The 16,620-nt window shown below is 40.2% G+C and carries 11 protein-coding genes; all 11 read right to left on the bottom strand.

The features are described 5' to 3' along the window. Positions 1 to 8: 8 nt before the first annotated feature. On the bottom strand, positions 9 to 626 hold the full coding sequence (locus LDB17_RS07255; protein ID WP_006843133.1) for a CPBP family intramembrane glutamic endopeptidase: 618 nt from the start codon (positions 624 to 626) through the stop codon (positions 9 to 11). Continuing rightward, positions 623 to 1,525 carry a prenyltransferase gene (locus LDB17_RS07250; RefSeq protein ID WP_252636883.1) on the bottom strand — a complete coding sequence of 301 codons (903 nt, stop codon included), beginning with the start codon at positions 1,523 to 1,525 and terminating at the stop codon, positions 623 to 625. Before LDB17_RS07250 ends, LDB17_RS07255 begins: the two co-directional genes overlap by 4 nt. A 21-nt stretch (positions 1,526 to 1,546) precedes the next feature. Further along, entirely contained in the window at positions 1,547 to 3,433 is a 1,887-nt protein-coding gene (gene mutA, locus LDB17_RS07245; protein ID WP_252636884.1) for a methylmalonyl-CoA mutase small subunit, read from the bottom strand. Between the two features lie 423 nt (positions 3,434 to 3,856). Continuing rightward, the gene (locus tag LDB17_RS07240) at positions 3,857 to 4,981 is read right to left on the bottom strand and encodes a glycoside hydrolase family 26 protein (protein WP_252636886.1); all 1,125 of its coding nucleotides are present in this window, start codon (positions 4,979 to 4,981) and stop codon (positions 3,857 to 3,859) included. Between the two features lie 158 nt (positions 4,982 to 5,139). Further along, positions 5,140 to 6,249 (bottom strand): glycoside hydrolase family 26 protein, encoded by a 1,110-nt coding sequence (locus tag LDB17_RS07235; protein ID WP_252636888.1) that lies wholly within the window; start codon positions 6,247 to 6,249, stop codon positions 5,140 to 5,142. A 143-nt stretch (positions 6,250 to 6,392) separates the two neighbouring features. Beyond that, entirely contained in the window at positions 6,393 to 8,705 is a 2,313-nt protein-coding gene (locus LDB17_RS07230) for a glycoside hydrolase family 3 N-terminal domain-containing protein (RefSeq protein WP_252636889.1), read from the bottom strand. Between the two features lie 178 nt (positions 8,706 to 8,883). Next, positions 8,884 to 11,322, bottom strand: a complete 2,439-nt coding sequence (locus tag LDB17_RS07225; RefSeq protein WP_252636891.1) for a GH36-type glycosyl hydrolase domain-containing protein — start codon at positions 11,320 to 11,322, stop codon at positions 8,884 to 8,886. Positions 11,323 to 11,338: 16 nt separating this feature from the next. Beyond that, entirely contained in the window at positions 11,339 to 12,505 is a 1,167-nt protein-coding gene (locus LDB17_RS07220) for an AGE family epimerase/isomerase (RefSeq protein WP_252636893.1), read from the bottom strand. A 3-nt stretch (positions 12,506 to 12,508) separates the two neighbouring features. Beyond that, positions 12,509 to 13,939 (bottom strand): MFS transporter, encoded by a 1,431-nt coding sequence (locus LDB17_RS07215; protein ID WP_252636894.1) that lies wholly within the window; start codon positions 13,937 to 13,939, stop codon positions 12,509 to 12,511. Between the two features lie 142 nt (positions 13,940 to 14,081). Then, on the bottom strand, positions 14,082 to 15,254 hold the full coding sequence (locus LDB17_RS07210; protein ID WP_252636895.1) for a glycosidase: 1,173 nt from the start codon (positions 15,252 to 15,254) through the stop codon (positions 14,082 to 14,084). A 70-nt stretch (positions 15,255 to 15,324) separates the two neighbouring features. Next, positions 15,325 to 16,620 carry a cellulase family glycosylhydrolase gene (locus LDB17_RS07205; protein ID WP_252636896.1) on the bottom strand — a complete coding sequence of 432 codons (1,296 nt, stop codon included), beginning with the start codon at positions 16,618 to 16,620 and terminating at the stop codon, positions 15,325 to 15,327.

Here is a 16,620-nt window from a genome sequence, read left to right as displayed (position 1 = left end):
TTGATTATTTACGATATAGGAAATAAAATGAAAACAGCCACATCCCAAATAGCATGGGATATAAGTACTGTCAGCAAGTTTCTGTTTTTCATATATATGAATCCCCAAAAAGCCCCACATATAAAGGCAGCCATAAAAAGCATAAAATTGAACGCCCATATATGCACAAAGGCATAGATAAGTGTTGTTATAATATATGCTTTCATACTTCCGAGTTTGCTTTCGCTCAATGAACGTTGAACATATCCACGCCAAAAGATTTCTTCGGCAGGACCTATCCAAAACAATAGAGCCAATGCAAGAAACAATTTGCTTTGCCCGTCTTTCATGGCATACACATCGCTTACTTGCGGATGAGCAAAATCGAAAAGCATTCCGGAGATTGCATTACCTAAATAGAAAACGCCCCATAATACGATTGCAGAGCCAACACCCAAAGCAACATCTTTTATATTGAATGAGAACTCGGCTTTCCAGTCTTTTCTAAAAAGAAAGCTCAAAGCTGTAAGTGTTCCTGCGGCGGCAAGCATAACATACCAGAAATTGATATGCGGACTTGTCCATTGCGAAAACATTACAAACCAAAAGACTATTGCTACTAAGATTGCACCTGCAAGTTTTTTCATATCAGGATAGCTAAAATTAGGGCTAACGACAATGATGCACTAAACATCAATTGTAGTTGAGCAGTTCCTTTGTCCAATTCATTAATAGGAGTAACATCATCTTCTGTTATCTGCGACATGGCCTTACAGTTCTTATATGCTACCGGTACTGTTATCAGAGTGATAAGAGCCGTTATCGGCAAAATATTAAGAACCACCATTACGATAATAGACAAATAAGCCAATATCGTCAACAGATAATAATGTATTACAGAAGCCTTCATCCCGATCAGCATTGCGTATGTTTTGATTTCCGCATAACGGTCGCTTCTGATGTCACGTGTATTATTTGCATGCAACACGTTGACAGTAATAAACGCCATAGGGAAAGAAACAAAAAGCAACAACCAGTCGAAGTGCCCAAGCATTACATATCCTGTACCCAGCATAATAGAGGCTCCATAAACCAGAAAGATAAGAAGGTCTCCCAATGCTTTGAACTTGAAACGATAATAAAATACAGCGCCTATAGTACCAAATAAACCAACCCACACCAAGTCTATACCTGCTTGCGAAACCAAAAATAAACCAAGAGTTATCCCCAAAGCAATAAATGCCCATCCGTAAATAAACACCTGTTTAGGAGTAAACAGCTTGCTGGTAAGAATATCTGTTCCTACCTTGCCTTCTCTGTCTACACCATATTTATAGTCGTAATAATCACTGATCAGGTTACCACCTGCCTGAAAAACAACTGCGCCAATGATTGCAATTACACCCAATATCCAGTTAGCAGAGCTTTCGGGGTACACGTGTATTGTATACATCATTGCAATAAGAGCAGGAAGAGATGATACCGGAAACGACCATGGTCGCGTAGCAATCATCCAGTTTTTTAGTGTTGGTTTTTTTGTTTCCATTTTTATCCGAATTATAAAATATTATTCGATGCCCAGTTTTGCATTGAACATTTTCAGAGTCTCAAGGACATTGCTCTTCACATTAATGAAGTGCTCTATACCTTGTGCTTTCAAATCTTCCATGCATGCAGGAGCTCCGGCAACAACAAAATGTTCTTTGCCTTCGATCAACTTATGAGCTTCAGGAGCGTATGTTGCGTACTCATCGTCACTAGAACAAAGTACAATAACATCTGCTTTTTTCTCACGAGCAGCTTTGATTCCTGCTTCAACTGTTTCGAAACCTAAATTGTCGATAATCTTGTATCCGGCACAAGCAAAGAAGTTACTTGAGAACTGTGCACGTGCAAGACGCATACCCAGATTACCAATTGTTAGCATAAATACTGTAGGAGCACCATGTTTCTCTGTAGCCAGGCGAAGTATTTCGAATGCTGTACCTAAGCGGCTGGTAGGTAACGGCATATATTCTCCTTTTTCGGAAGAACATCCGCAATTACAACCTTCTTTTACAATTTTGCTTTCAGCTTTCTCTGTAAAGTTAGGATATTGGTTAGTACCCAATAATACTTCACGGCGAGTAGCCAATGCTTTGAAACGGGTATCAGCTGAAGTTTTAACGGCAGTTTGTACTGTTGCCGCTTTCAATGCTTCATAAAATCCTTTTTCGTCTACTTCGAGGAACAATTTCCAAGCTTGTTCAGCTATAGATTTAGTAAGGTTCTCGATATAATATGAACCCGCCGAAGGGTCAGTTATCTTATCGAAATGACATTCTTCTTTCAACAATAGTTGTTGGTTACGTGCAATACGTTCAGAGAAGTCATCCGGAGTTTTATATGTTTCGTCGAAAGGACGTACTGTCAACGAATTAATTCCGGCAATAGTAGCCGACATTGATTCTGTTTGTGTACGAAGCAAGTTCACGTGGGCATCGTAAACAGTCTTGTTGAAAGTAGATGTTTGTGCATGAACATATATTTTTGCAGCACAATGACAAATTCCTTCAGGAGATTTGTTTGGACATTCGTTAGCACAGATAGGTTTGTAAGCTTCTACTATTTCTGCCCATAACCAGCGTGCAGCACGGAACTTAGCGATTTCCATAAAATAGTTACCGCCAATACCAAAGTTAAATTTGATCTTCTTAGCAACCAATGTAGGGTCTAGTCCTGCTTCAACAAGAGCAGACATCAACTGATTACCATTAGCCAGCGCATATCCAAGTTCCTGATAGATATAAGCACCACCGTCACTCAATGCATAGGCATTAACAGCCAACACTCTGAAACGAGGTAGCGGAGCCGCAGCTTTAACGATCTCTGCTGCTTTCTCTACCCATCCGTCTGCATTACGTCCCTTTTTCAATAGAGGTTTGAAAGGATCGTAGTTTACAGAACCAAAGCACTTCATCACATCTGCACCCGATTCTTTGATGTATTCAACTAAGATCTTAGTTAATTCCAAAGATTTGCGATGACATGTACTAAAGTTAAGCTCTACAGCTTCAGGGTGAATGTCTTTCAACAATGTCTTGATGTTGTCGGCGTTTACATCATCTCCTTCGATATGAAATCCTAGAGATGTGATACCTTTGTAAAGTACGTCAAGAGCTTTTGCGTTTGCTGCCTTGAAATCGCGGACGTCAATATCCTGACGAGTATACCAGTCGTTATCTTTCTTGGTACCACGCACGTAAGGAAATTCACCCGGAAGTGACACAGCCGTATTAAGGCCTTCAAGGTCCTCACTTCTGTAAAAAGGGTTTACATTGAACCCTTCGTTTGTTTTCCAAACAAGTTTTTTCTCAAAATCAGCCCCTTTCAGGTCTGCTACGATTTTTGCCATCCACTCTTCAGTAGATATCGGCGGAAAATTTGAGAAAAGCTTTTCTTTCTGATTAGCCATGATTAATAAAATTGTTTAATATATAGGTTATATTTTATTGATTCTTAAAAGATTATAAATGGCCTATCTATATTTACATAAATGTTATTTATAGGTGCTTAAATTCAAACAGTTATCCTTATTAAAAATGCACCACAAAAGTAATCCTTTTTGTTTGGTTGGTAAAGTTTTCGAGCCTAAAAAAACTTAGGATTGACTGTTTATATGTTAATAATGAAAAGGACTTTAGCATTTTTATACCATTCACTTCTTCCATCGGGCAAGTCGTTTAAGGGAGAATTGAAATACCAATGCTACATTTTAAGGCTTCTAAAAAGCATCAGAAATTTGGCTGCTATATCACCCCTAAACAGTTTGATATAACAAAGAAGAAGGATAGAACCCGAGTTCTATCCTTCAGTATATTAAGACATAAGAAAGTCTTTATTTTACATCTGCATTCATCAGAATATTGGGTTTAGCTACAAATTCTCTGAAATCATCTGCAGACGAATGACCTTTGAATGGTGCATAAAAATGTTCCGGCTTATCGCTCTCCCATGCATTGCGCCAGAATAATACCCATGCTATTTTATATTGGTTTATAACAGGATATACAGCTTGTGTAAAATACATAGAATCCGGTATAGATTCCATTCCCGTTTCTCCGATAGTCGGTATTTTACCAGACTTAGCTGCATAGCCGGTTACAATCTTAAGGTTGAGATCCATCGCTTCTTTGTATTTTGCTACAGCTTCACTGTCTTTACCCGGCACATAGCAGTCATAACCCACTATATCAACATATTCATCATCGGGATAACGCTCTAGATACTCGGCTTCATTTTTTGTTTCTGATGGAGAATAGGCATAAAGAAGATTGTGTACGTTTTTCTTATCACGCAGATACTCTACGGTCATAATCCACAATTGTTTATACTCCTCGGGCGTACACTGCTTACTGCCCCACCAGAACCATGCTCCTGTATGTTCATGGTACATACGGAACACAACGGGAATCAGGTTGCCTTTATCATCTTTGAGGTCGAGAAAGAAATCCGCAACACGATCGAGCCATGTGAGATACTTTGCATGATTAGAGCCATTAGGCAGTATCGTTCTTACAACCGAATCCTGCGCACAGTCCCAAGCGGTATTTCCTGTTACGATATTGTCTCCATGCCAACTGGCTGTTGTTATACCGCCTCTATCGTAGGTTTCTTTGATATAGTGCTTCATATCGGAAAAGTAGACAGAATCAAGATTAAATTGAGCCCCGATTTCGACATGTCCTAACTCCCATCCTACCACTGCAGGATAATCGCCCGTCACATCTTTCACATCCGACCTCCCGGCTTCTTTATACCAGCCATGACCATACGCTAAAGCATCTTGATGACCAACCATTATACCCTTATCCAACGACTTGAACAATCGGTTGTATAACTCAACGGTTTCTTTGGTGGCATTTTTGTCAATGGGTGATTTCATATCTGCTATCGATTCTTTTTGCTTACACGATACGAGTACCATAGCTACAGACATTAGTAATACAAATGTTTTCTTCATTATATATTCATTTTTCAGTTTGTTAAAAAGTAACAACCAACGGTCACAGGAGCAAAGTGTATGTAAAAGTAACAGGTTCAAGTTATTTTATTCGTGTCACTTTTTTGTCCGACATATAGCATTTCTGGTTCTAATCATTAAATAGATAATTAACTGTTTCAATTATATATATCAGCCAGATCACTCTCCATCAATATGATTTCAGACTGAGTGAACTCCTTAAAATCGTCAGCGGCAGGATGCCCTACAGTAGGTGCATAATAATGATGCGCCATATCACTGGCATTGCGCCATACAAGCACATAGCAAACCTTTACTTTTTGTAGAATAGACAGTAATGTTACCGTAAACCAATCCGATTGAGGTATCCCCTCCAATCCTGTCTCGGTGAAGGCTGCGAGTTTACCTTTGCTTTCGGCTATATCCGATACTATTTTGAGCTTCTTTGCTGCAAGCTGAGGGTTGTTCCCTCCATCGGGGCGAAAGTCCCAATAGTTGTCCATACCGAGCATATCCACATATTCATCACCCGGATAGTATTCTAAGAATTGCGCTTGTGTTGTAAACTTGCAATCGGGCGAGAATGCATATATGAAGTTATGCACTCCTAGATCGTTTCGCAAATAGTCGATCGTAAACCGCCATAAAGCAATGAATTCATCTTTGGTACAATGTCCCTTTCCCCACCAAAACCAATCGCCATCATATTCATGAAACGGACGAAATATAACAGGGATAAGCACTCCCTCTTTATCTTTAAATGCTGAAGCAACATCAGCAATAGATTGTAAGTATTTTTTATATTTATCGTGTAATCTCCCTCCGGGAAGAATGTCCGGAACAACTTTTATGGGATCTTTCTCCCAATAAAAACTTCCATCGTTAGCGGGATTACTAGCATGCCAAGCAAAGGTGGAAACACCTCCCCTGTTGTAAGTATCAATAACGGAAGTAATGAGCTCATGTTTAGCCTTCTCAAACCGCTCTGAATCGGAGGTAGTCACATTGGCAAAATCGAGGCCTATAACCGCCGGATGGCTGCCCGTAACATCTTTTACATCACTCCTATTTTTATCTCCAACCCAAGTACGTCCATAGCTGGTAGCTTCCTGATGCCCGAAAAGAACCTTACCACTCTTCTGTATATCTTTCAAGTGCTGATATAAGTTTTTTGTTCGCTCTGTAGCTTGCCTGTCAACCAATGTATCCGAAGCTTTCACAGGAACAATAATAAAAACGAATAGGAAAAAGAAGATACACCTCATCATCACGGTAAAGGTTAATAATCAACAGTCTCCCGGACTGGCCGGAAAACTGTTGAAATAATAATACTTAATTTAATTCCATACTCTATACTCTGGGTAAGTATGGAATCTCTCACCTAAAAAAACCAACCTATATTGAAAAACAATCATTTTATAGTAAACAATACCTTGCCTTTTATATCATTAGAGGAAGAACCTACCTGAAATTCAAAATCTCCGGGCTCTACCACACGTTTATTTTCGAGATTAATAAAAGAAAGATCGTTTTGCTTCAACTTAAATGTTACAGTCTTTGTTTCACCTGCTTTTAATGCTACCTTCTCAAAACGGCGCAATCTTTTCACGTCGGGAACCAGTGATGCAACCAAGTCGCTTGTATAAAGTTGTACAACCTCTTTACCATCACGGTTACCTGTATTTTTCACATCTACAGATACAGTTACTTCTTCGTTCGAATTAAGAGGTAATTGAGACTTATCTAACTTTATATTTGAATATGCGAAAGTTGTGTAACTCAAGCCATACCCGAACGGATATTCGAAGTTATAGTCTCCTTCGTAATTGTATGCAGCATCGGTATTTACTTGCTCATCAGAATATTTATGGAAATACGGCACTAATGAATTCGGATATGCCGGATATGTATAAGGCAGTTTACCTGAAGGGTTTACATCTCCCGCCAAAATATCGGCCAATGCATCGGCTCCGTAAATTCCCGGTAAATATGTCTGTACTATACCATCTACTTTGGATGAGAACTTAGAGATCAAACGAGGTCGTCCTTCGCTCAATACCAAGATCACTTTCTTGCCAAGTTTCAGCATTTCCTGAGCCAGCTCTGTTTGCAAGTCATTCAGGTATAAATCGTTCAAATCTCCCGGTTTCTCGCAATATGAATTTTCACCCAAACACAATATAATATAGTCTACATTCTTAGCGGCAGCAATAGCCTCATCGAAACGGTCTTTATGCTCTGTATCCCATTTGGTTTCTTTTGTGTAGCTCACACCCGGAACATAAGAAACATTTGCTTTGCCGAATTTTTGTTGTACCGCATCAAGAATATTATGATACAAGTCTCCAAACTCGTCTATTTTTTCACCTTGCCAAGAGAATGTCCATCCTCCGTTCAATGCACGTTTGCTAACAGCATTAGGACCTGTCACCAGAATCTTCGCACCTTTACTCAATGGCAATACATTGTTGTTGTTTTTCAGCAACGTGATACCATCTGCTGCGGCATTGTAAGAAGCTTCTTGGAATGCCTTAGAGTTAAACTCCGGATAATCTTTCGCATAGGTATTCGGTGTTTCAAACAATCCAAGCTTTATTTTCACAGTCAATACTCTTGTTGCAGCGTCATCGATGCGTGACATCGGTACTTGACCTTCATTGACAAGCTCTGTCAACAAATCGCAGAATTCTTTATAGTTATAAGGAATCATCGACATGTCGATTCCTGCGTTAATACCTGCTTTGATTGCTTCTTTGATAGAAGGAACCATTTTGTCACGGTTATACAACTTATTTATATCTTCCCAGTCTGTAACAATCATACCCTGAAAGCCTAAATCCTGACGCAGCAATTTAGTCATCAGCTCATAGCTGGCATGTACAGGTACATTGTTTATAATACCCGAGTTGATCATTATGGTATGTGCACCGGCATCGATAGCCGCCTTAAAAGCAGGAACATGATATTCGAGTAATACATTCTCGGGAATATAAGCAGGAGTACGGTCTTTTCCACTAATTGGAGCCGAATAGCCTATAAAGTGTTTGATACATGAAGCCACCTTTGTTGGGTTTGCGATATTATTATCATCACCTTCATATCCTTTCACCAATTCGTATCCGAAAACCGAACCGATATAAGGGTCTTCTCCAAATCCTTCATACTGACGAGGGAAACGTGGATCGATTCCTAAGTCGAGTACAGGAGAAAAGTTCCAAGGCACATTGCTGGCACGTGTTTCGTAAGCGGTAATTTCACCCATCTTACGGGCATGCGCCGGATTCCATGTAGCAGCAATAGCTATTTCCTGAGGGAACATGGTAGAACCTGCCGTATAAGTAGCTCCGTGTATCTGGTCGAGACCATATATAACAGGAATTTTCATACGGGTTTCCTTCGTTGCTACTTCCTGAATCTGTTCTACAGCTTTAGTCCACCACTGAGGCGTACGCGCACGTGTACCTGGAGCGTTAAGAATAGATCCTACATGGTATTTAACAACAGCTTCGCGCACTTTGTCTGCATCTATCTCCAATGTGCTGGTAGGAGGAGTGTCCTGACCTTTACAAACCAGATCAACTGTTATCTGAGACATCTGCCCTATTTTCTCTGCCAATGTCATTTTCGACACCATCTCGGCTGCTCTTCTCTCTGCATCACCCTTTTGCGCATACATGCCGCAGGCGATACCCAATACAACTACTAATACTGCTAATTTTCTCATATAAAATATTTAAGTTCTACAAATAAACTATTCGTATACATTGTCATCCTGAACTTGACAGTAAACAATTTCTACTCTAGCGGTAAGGTATTTTCTGTTCTCAATAAGACAATATATGTCAAATATACCTCAAAAAACACGATCTCCGAAACAAAGAGTTTATAATTCAAACTAAAAATTAACCTAATACTACCTCTATTTTATTCACCGAACCGGCAGGCTGTAGCGGAATAATGTTTCCAGACAAAGCCTTTCCGTTAACTGTTATACTTTTTACTCCTCGATTCACTCCTGTATTTTTAATATCGATGAGATAAGTTGCATCTCTGAATTTGCGTGTCACCTCAAAGCCTTTCCAATCGGAAGGAATACAAGGATTTATTTCCAATCCATTATAATCCGGCTTGATACCCAGAATAAATTGGGTGATCGCATAATAATTCCATGCTGCCGTACCGGTTAACCAAGAGTTCTTAGCTTCACCCGGCTTGAATGCATCTTTCCCGGCAATCATCTGAGAATATACATAAGGCTCTACTTTATGCAATTCTGATATTTCTTCGGTATAAGAAGGGCATATCTTGCGGTAATATTCCCATGCATAGTCGCCTCGTCCCAAGATGGTTTCGGCAATCATGATCCAGGGATTATTGTGGCAGAAAATACCTGCATTTTCTTTATAGCCGGCAGGATAAGAAGAAATCTCTCCGTATTCGACTACATATTCTGTAAACGCCGGATTATTCAACACAATACCATTAGGTGTATCCAGATATTTTTTGACAGAATCCAGCGATTTTTCTACCATGCCTTCTTCCAGCCCCACTTTTGCCATCGCACACCAACCTTGCGACTCAATAAATATCTTTCCTTCCTTATTTTCATTACTACCGATTTTCTTTCCGTAATAATCATAGGCACGAAGATACCAATTACCATCCCATCCATGCATCTTAACGGCTTCGATCATAGAGTCGATATAACCCTGTGCTCGGTCAGCTTCCTGATTATTTCCTATCTGACGGCAAAGCGTTACATAGTCCTGACCACAAACAATAAACAGTCCGGCGATCATCAAAGATTCGGCTTTAGATCCTTCCGTTTTGTTTTCAGTCGTCTGGAATGACTCATTCGGATCCCACGAAAAACAATTTAGATTCAAACAATCGTTCCAGTCGGCACGCCCGATAAGAGGCAGTAAGTGAGGTCCCAAGTTTTCGATCACGTGATTGAATGAAACAGTCAAGTGGTGAAACAGTGATTTCTCTGTTCCCGCCTGATTGTCGAAAGGAACAGCCTCGTCTAATATAGAGAAGTCTCCCGTCTCTTTCAGATAGGCGACTGTTCCAAAAATAAGCCACATCGGATCGTCGTTAAAACCACCGCCGATATCATTGTTCCCTCGCTTGGTAAGTGGCTGATACTGGTGATAACAACCGCCATCACTAAACTGTGTAGATGCAATATCGATAATACGCTGACGGCCACGTGTGGGAATTTGGTGAACGAAACCAACCAAATCCTGATTGGAGTCGCGGAATCCCATACCTCGCCCGATTCCCGATTCAAAGAAAGATGCAGAGCGAGAAAAATTAAACGTAACCATACATTGGTATTGGTTCCAAATATTGACCATGCGGTCTAATTTTTCTTCATTGCTCTTTAGCACATAGCTGCTTAACAAATTATTCCAATAGGTTTTTAATTCATCAAATGCAGCCTGTACTTTTGCAACCGTATCGAACTTAGCAATAGTCTCTTTTGCTTTGCTCTTATTGATAACACCTTTCGATTCCCATTTATCCTCGCGGTTTTCGTATTCTACATAACCCAATACGAATATCAGTTCTTTCGTTTCGCCGGGTTGCAATTCTATTTCGAGGTAATGCGATGCTATAGGCGACCAACCGTGAGCCACAGAGTTGGAAGGCTTTCCCGCCATCACAGCTTGTGGATCACGAAACTCATTATACAAACCGATGAATGATTCCCTGTCGGTATCAAACCCTTGTATCGGAGCATTTACGCTATAGTAAGCATAATGGTTTCTACGCTCTTTGTATTCTGTTTTATGATAAATGACAGAGTCTTCTATTTCTACTTCTCCTGTAGAGAAATTACGCTGAAAGTTTTCCATGTCGGTAGCAGCATTCCATAAGCACCACTCGGCAAAAGAAAACAGTTTGAATCGTTTGGTTTCTGTCGACTTGTTTGTCAACTTCACTTTCTGAACTTCCGCCCATGTCTTCAGGGGCACAAAGAAAAGTACTTCTGCTTCTATTCCGTTTTTCTCCCCGGTAATGGTCGTATAACTCATTCCGTGGCGGCATTCATATTTATCGAGTTCGGTTTTGCAAGGCTTCCACCCCGGCGACCAAACAGTTCCGCCATCGTTGATATAAAAATAGCGTCCGCCATTATCCATAGGGACATTGTTGTAGCGATAACGAGTAATACGGCGAAACTTAGCATCTTTATAAAAAGAGTAACCTCCGGCGGTATTTGATATCAAAGAGAAGAAATCTTCATTACCCAGATAGTTGATCCATGGCCATGGCGTCTGAGGATTTGTAATCACATATTCCCGACGCTGATCGTCAAAATATCCAAACTTCATATTTTAATTTTAAGCATTATTTTAAATCGAAATGTTCTATCATCTCCATACACATACGCCCATTATGATACGGGCATTTCCAGAACCCTGCCTTATCATCTTTTTGATTGATTGTTCCGTCTTCCTTTCGGCTCCAATACCATTCGCCACTCTCTTGGTCTACGATCTGATTGCGAATATAATTCCATATCCGTGCAGCCTTCTCTTTATATGTTATGTCCTTAGAGTTTTTGTACGCATACATATATCCTACTACAGATTCTGCCTGTACCCACCAATGACGGTCGCCATCTATGTGATTCCCATCCTTTTCGTATATCATACTGCCTTCTGCCTGCAAACCTTCGGATGCTGCATCCGCTATTTCCAATGATATATTTTTGATTTCGGCAAGTAAGCCTCTATCGCCCAATACATCAGCAGCTTCGAACAACAACCATGAGGCTTCGATATCGTGTCCGTAGGATATGGCTGTAGACTTCACATTCCACTCTTCGTCGAAAAAGAGATTCAGATGGTTTGTTTTCTTATCCAATATACGCTCGGTGAAAATACCAATCAATCTTTTCTGGGCTGCTTTAAGCTGCTCATTGTCCCACACCCGGCACAGATTGGTATATGGTTCCAAAACGTGCAGATGTGTATTCATTGTTTTCTTTTCATTGGCATCCTTATCACTCAGACGCATATCTTCAATAGGCTTCCAATCCTGAGTATAGGCTTCGAGATAGCCGCCCAATTCACTATCATGACATTTCTCTATCAGATAGAAGAATTCTTTTGCCAATTCAAGAGCCTGCTTGTTTCCTGTTGCACGATAAAACTCCGAGAAACCGTATAGCATAAACCCTTGCACATAGGTTTGTTTTTTTGTACTTACAGGATTTCCTTTATAATCGAGCTCCCAATATACTCCGCCGTATTCCCTATCAAGAAAATATGCAGTAATATAATCGAAAGCCCGTTGAGCCATATCGAGGTATTCCTTCTTCTTCAATATGCGGTATGCAGAAGAAAAAGTCCACAGTATACGGGCATTTAGTATAGCACCCTTATTTGCTTCAGGGTGCAATGTGTTATTACAATCTATCTGTCCGTAGAAACCTCCATGCTCTGTATCCTGTATCTTATCGATCCAGAAAGCCAATATATTATTCTCCAGTTCGTTTTTGAAACCGTTCATAGATCAATCTTTTTGGGCACGTTTAGCATCCAGTTCGGCAGTTATTTCTTTTACTTTCTTTTCAGAAAGGGGATAAGCCATCATTCCAAGGAAAGCAATAATACAACAAATAGCAGGAAGGATACTTATCATAAGTCGCTCTCCAAAAATAGTATCCATACTTTGCTGAGCAATATGCGGATTGTATTTGAATATGGATAAAATCCATCCGGTAAGAGCTGCACCTAATGCCCAGCCTAATTTTTGGGACATAGAAGACGATGAGAAAATCAGCCCTGAAGCACGACGGTTCGTTTTCAGTTCCTGATAATCTACAATATCAGCAAACATGCTCCAAAGAAGAGGTAGAACATAACCTGCACAAAGAGATATTAATGTTTGTAGCAATAATATCCAGCCTAACTCATTAGGTATAAAATAGAACACTACACTTAACGCTGCGGCTCCCGCCATAGCCAACATATATGTTCTTTTTTTTCCGTATTTGGAGGATAAAACAGGAGCTAGAATAACACCTACAAGATTGGCAGCCTGACCAACAAGAAAGTAAATAGTCGTCATATCCCAACCTGTAACCGGCATTTTATATGCAAACTGTACGTAGTCTCTAAAATAGTAAATGGCTACACCATCGCGAACAGCATTAAACAACAAAGCAGCAAGCCCTGTGCCTACCAATATCCACCAAGGCGCATTATGAAACAGATTTTTTAAATCCTGCTTTACAGAAGTATTTTCATCTTCATTAACAGGTTCTACACGTTCGCGCGTCCATCTGAAACAAAAGATGAACAGAATAGTACATAACACCCCAATAGAAGCTACGGCTAACGTCCAACCAATAGGAGATGTACTTACAGATGTTTCGGTTACCGCTTTCGTAACATCTACAGCCGCTTTGCCCTCGAGACTAGCAAACATATCAACCAATGGCTGCAACAACATAAAGGTTATAAAACTACCAATAAAAGCAAACGACATACGGTACGAAGAAAGAATATTCCGTTCTTGCGGATTAGATGACATCACACCCAATAATGAAGCATAAGGCACATTTATCAGTGAGTATACAATCATCATCAGGGAATAAGTGATATAAGCATAAACGAGTTTCCCTGTTGATCCGAAATCGGGAACAAAGAATGTTATAACTCCCATTACGGAGAATGGCACAGCAAACCAAAGTAAATATGGGCGATATCTTCCCCAACGGGTCTTAGTACGGTCGGCAGCTATACCAACGAATAAGTCAAATACCGAATCCCACAGGCGGGCAACCAGAAACATAGTTCCTGCCGCTGCTGCTGTTATACCAAAAACATCTGTGTAAAAGAACAAAGAGTACATGCCGAATATCTTCCAAAACATGGAAGAGGCCATATCTCCAAATCCGTAGCCGATTTTCTCTTTTAAAGTAACTGTTGTTGTTTTCATGGTGGATAATAGGTTGTTTCAAAAGTAAGATCACTCTATCAAAGTGTTATCCTCTTTGTCACGCCGAACAAACCGGAAGTTCTCCATTACATCCGGCATGACAAAGAGATAGTGAAAAATACCCTCGAAACATTTAGTATTATTATTTTAATTCTAGATTTTTCTTAATCAAAGCCGACAATGTCTGTACCGATGTAGCCGAACGATAGCCGTCTGGCGCTGTATTGAAACAGTAATCAACCAAGCGATCTACAGAAGATACTGCCACATGCATACGTGTGTCGCAAGAAGCATAATACAGATATACCGTACCATCGTCGTCCGCTATCCAACCATTCGTAAATAATACATTAGACACGTCTCCTACCCTTTCTTCATCTATCGGAGCCATTAAGTGTCCTGCAGGTTCTGCTATCAACTTATCGGGCTGCTCCAAGTCAGTCATGTAAAGATACAATACATATCTTAATCCCGCAGCACAGGCACGCACTCCATGTGCAAGGTGAAGCCAACCTTTTGATGTTTTTATAGGATGTGGCCCTTCTCCATTTTTCAATTCCTTGATGGTATGATAATAACGGAAATTGATTATTTTTTCTTCTTTTACCTCTGCATTGGCAATATCATCTATCAGTGCCCAACCGATTCCGCCACCACTACCGGCATCGATAAATCCGTCTTGAGGGCGTGTATAAAGTGCATATTTTCCGTTTACAAATTCGGGATGTAAAACAACATTACGCTGCTGACTCTTTGTTTTCAGATCAGGCAGACGCTCCCAATTGATCAGATCTTTTGTACGCGCAATACCTGCTGCAGCTACAGCTGAAGACAAATCTCCGGCTGGCGCTTTCGGGTCTTTCCTTTCGGAACAGAACACACCATAAACCCACCCATCTTGGTGAGCGGTAAGGCGCATATCGTAAACATTTGTATCAGGGTTCTCTGTTTCAGGCATAGCAATAGGATAATCCCAAAAGCGGAAATTATCTATACCATTCGGACTTTCGGCTATTGCAAAGAACGATTTACGATCATTGCCTTCTACACGTACAGCCATTATATATTTCCCATTCCACTTGATTGCTCCGGCATTGAATGTTCCGTTTATTCCAAAACGTTCCATAAAATAAGGGTTGGTTTGGGGATTGAGATCATAACGCCAGAAGACAGGAGCATGACCGGCTGTTAATACAGGATTTTTATATCGTTCGAAAATACCATTTCCCGGTAATATTGGTTCATTTTTTAATGTAACTAAATTCTCGTATTCTGCTGTAACAGCGTTAAGACGTGTATTGAAAATGTTGCTCATCACTTGATTTTTAAGAGGTTCAACCTGATTCTGTTTTATTAGAATTACTTTATAATTTGTGTTTTAGCTTCTATTTAGTATTTAACTTATCTGCATATTCTTTTATTAATTTGATTGTTGAATCTGTATCAAACACAGAGTTCAAACCTTGCTCTTCTTGCGCCGGATCTCCTACATAGTCGTCCCACGGTTTCCAAAATTCATGCGCCGGACGTCCCAATCCACCCCATGCCCAGAAATTACAACCTGCGATATTTCCTTTATCCTTAGAAGCTGTTACTATGTATTCAAAGATATTGGCATAGTATTTATCACGGGCTGTAACAGGATCATCCAAGGTATATTTATGATTGTCGCGAGGAAAGCCAAACTCTTCGATTGTCATCGGCTTATTCAGTTTTTTTGCCACAGCCAAATGCTCAGAGATATATTCATCTGTTCTCACGATTGCCGTATCTACCGATTCTTTAATCTTGGTTATATCGATCCAACTCCAGTTTTTAGGCCAAATATGTATTGTCAGATAATCGACATTCGGATCTGCATGTATCTCTTCATAAAGATTCATATCTCCTTCCGAACCCATAAGTCCTTCGTTTCCGATAGATATTAGATGATTAGAGTCTAGGGAACGTATCAATGCTGTTGTTTCTTTGAGCCATTTCTTAAAAGCAGGTTTACCTTCGTCACTAAACACACGCGGCTCGTTTCCCACCTGCCACGACATAAGTGCTGTATCTTCGGTATATTTTTTTCCTGTATATTTATTTGTACGAGAAACGACATGCTTTACATGATTGAGAAACATTGTATGGCAACTGTCGCAATCGGCATATTGTGCCACATGCTTAACAAATACAGGCCAGTCATAAACTCCTTTTTCGGGAACATTTCCTTTTCCTGACCATTCGAGGTACTGACCATAACCGCCACTCCACTCCCAGCTATTATTTAGGTAGAGAACAGCATGCATATTGCGTTTTCCCAACTCTGCCATGAAGAAGTCTAGTCCATCGAAGATAGTATCGTTGTATACACCGGGTGCTGTTTGCAACGTTGGCCTCACTTTTACAGCTTGTCCGGCAACACCATCTGCACCGACTAGTACACGCAAGTTATTGATACCATTTTCTTTCATGAAGTCGAGTTCTTTCAACAAGCGTTCACGGTTTCCTCCTTCTCCGGTAGAGCCTAATATTGCGCCATACCAGTAGTTTGTACCAATAAAATAATACGGATTGTCGCCTATTACAAAGTGACCATCTTTTTGTTTTACAAAAGCAGATTCCGACATGGTTGTACTTTTCTTACTGTTACAAGAAAAAAGACTTAGAACTGTGATCGTAAAAAGAATTAGTTTCTTCAT

It is taken from the genome of Dysgonomonas sp. Shenzhen-Wh21, assembly GCF_043392705.1.
Lineage (GTDB): Bacteria > Bacteroidota > Bacteroidia > Bacteroidales > Dysgonomonadaceae > Dysgonomonas.
Note: the sequence above shows the minus strand (reverse complement) of the source record. Positions and strands in the feature narration are given on the sequence as shown.

Bases quoted from the DNA above. Each gene is read 5' to 3' on its own strand.
- LDB17_RS07255 (WP_006843133.1), bottom strand. From the start codon at position 626: ATGAAAAAACTTGCAGGTGCAATCTTAGTAGCAATAGTCTTTTGGTTT.
- LDB17_RS07250 (WP_252636883.1), bottom strand. From the start codon at position 1,525: ATGGAAACAAAAAAACCAACACTAAAAAACTGGATGATTGCTACGCGA.
- mutA (WP_252636884.1), bottom strand. From the start codon at position 3,433: ATGGCTAATCAGAAAGAAAAGCTTTTCTCAAATTTTCCGCCGATATCT.
- LDB17_RS07240 (WP_252636886.1), bottom strand. From the start codon at position 4,981: ATGAAGAAAACATTTGTATTACTAATGTCTGTAGCTATGGTACTCGTA.
- LDB17_RS07235 (WP_252636888.1), bottom strand. From the start codon at position 6,249: ATGATGAGGTGTATCTTCTTTTTCCTATTCGTTTTTATTATTGTTCCT.
- LDB17_RS07230 (WP_252636889.1), bottom strand. From the start codon at position 8,705: ATGAGAAAATTAGCAGTATTAGTAGTTGTATTGGGTATCGCCTGCGGC.
- LDB17_RS07225 (WP_252636891.1), bottom strand. From the start codon at position 11,322: ATGAAGTTTGGATATTTTGACGATCAGCGTCGGGAATATGTGATTACA.
- LDB17_RS07220 (WP_252636893.1), bottom strand. From the start codon at position 12,505: ATGAACGGTTTCAAAAACGAACTGGAGAATAATATATTGGCTTTCTGG.
- LDB17_RS07215 (WP_252636894.1), bottom strand. From the start codon at position 13,939: ATGAAAACAACAACAGTTACTTTAAAAGAGAAAATCGGCTACGGATTT.
- LDB17_RS07210 (WP_252636895.1), bottom strand. From the start codon at position 15,254: ATGAGCAACATTTTCAATACACGTCTTAACGCTGTTACAGCAGAATAC.
- LDB17_RS07205 (WP_252636896.1), bottom strand. From the start codon at position 16,620: ATGAAGAAACTAATTCTTTTTACGATCACAGTTCTAAGTCTTTTTTCT.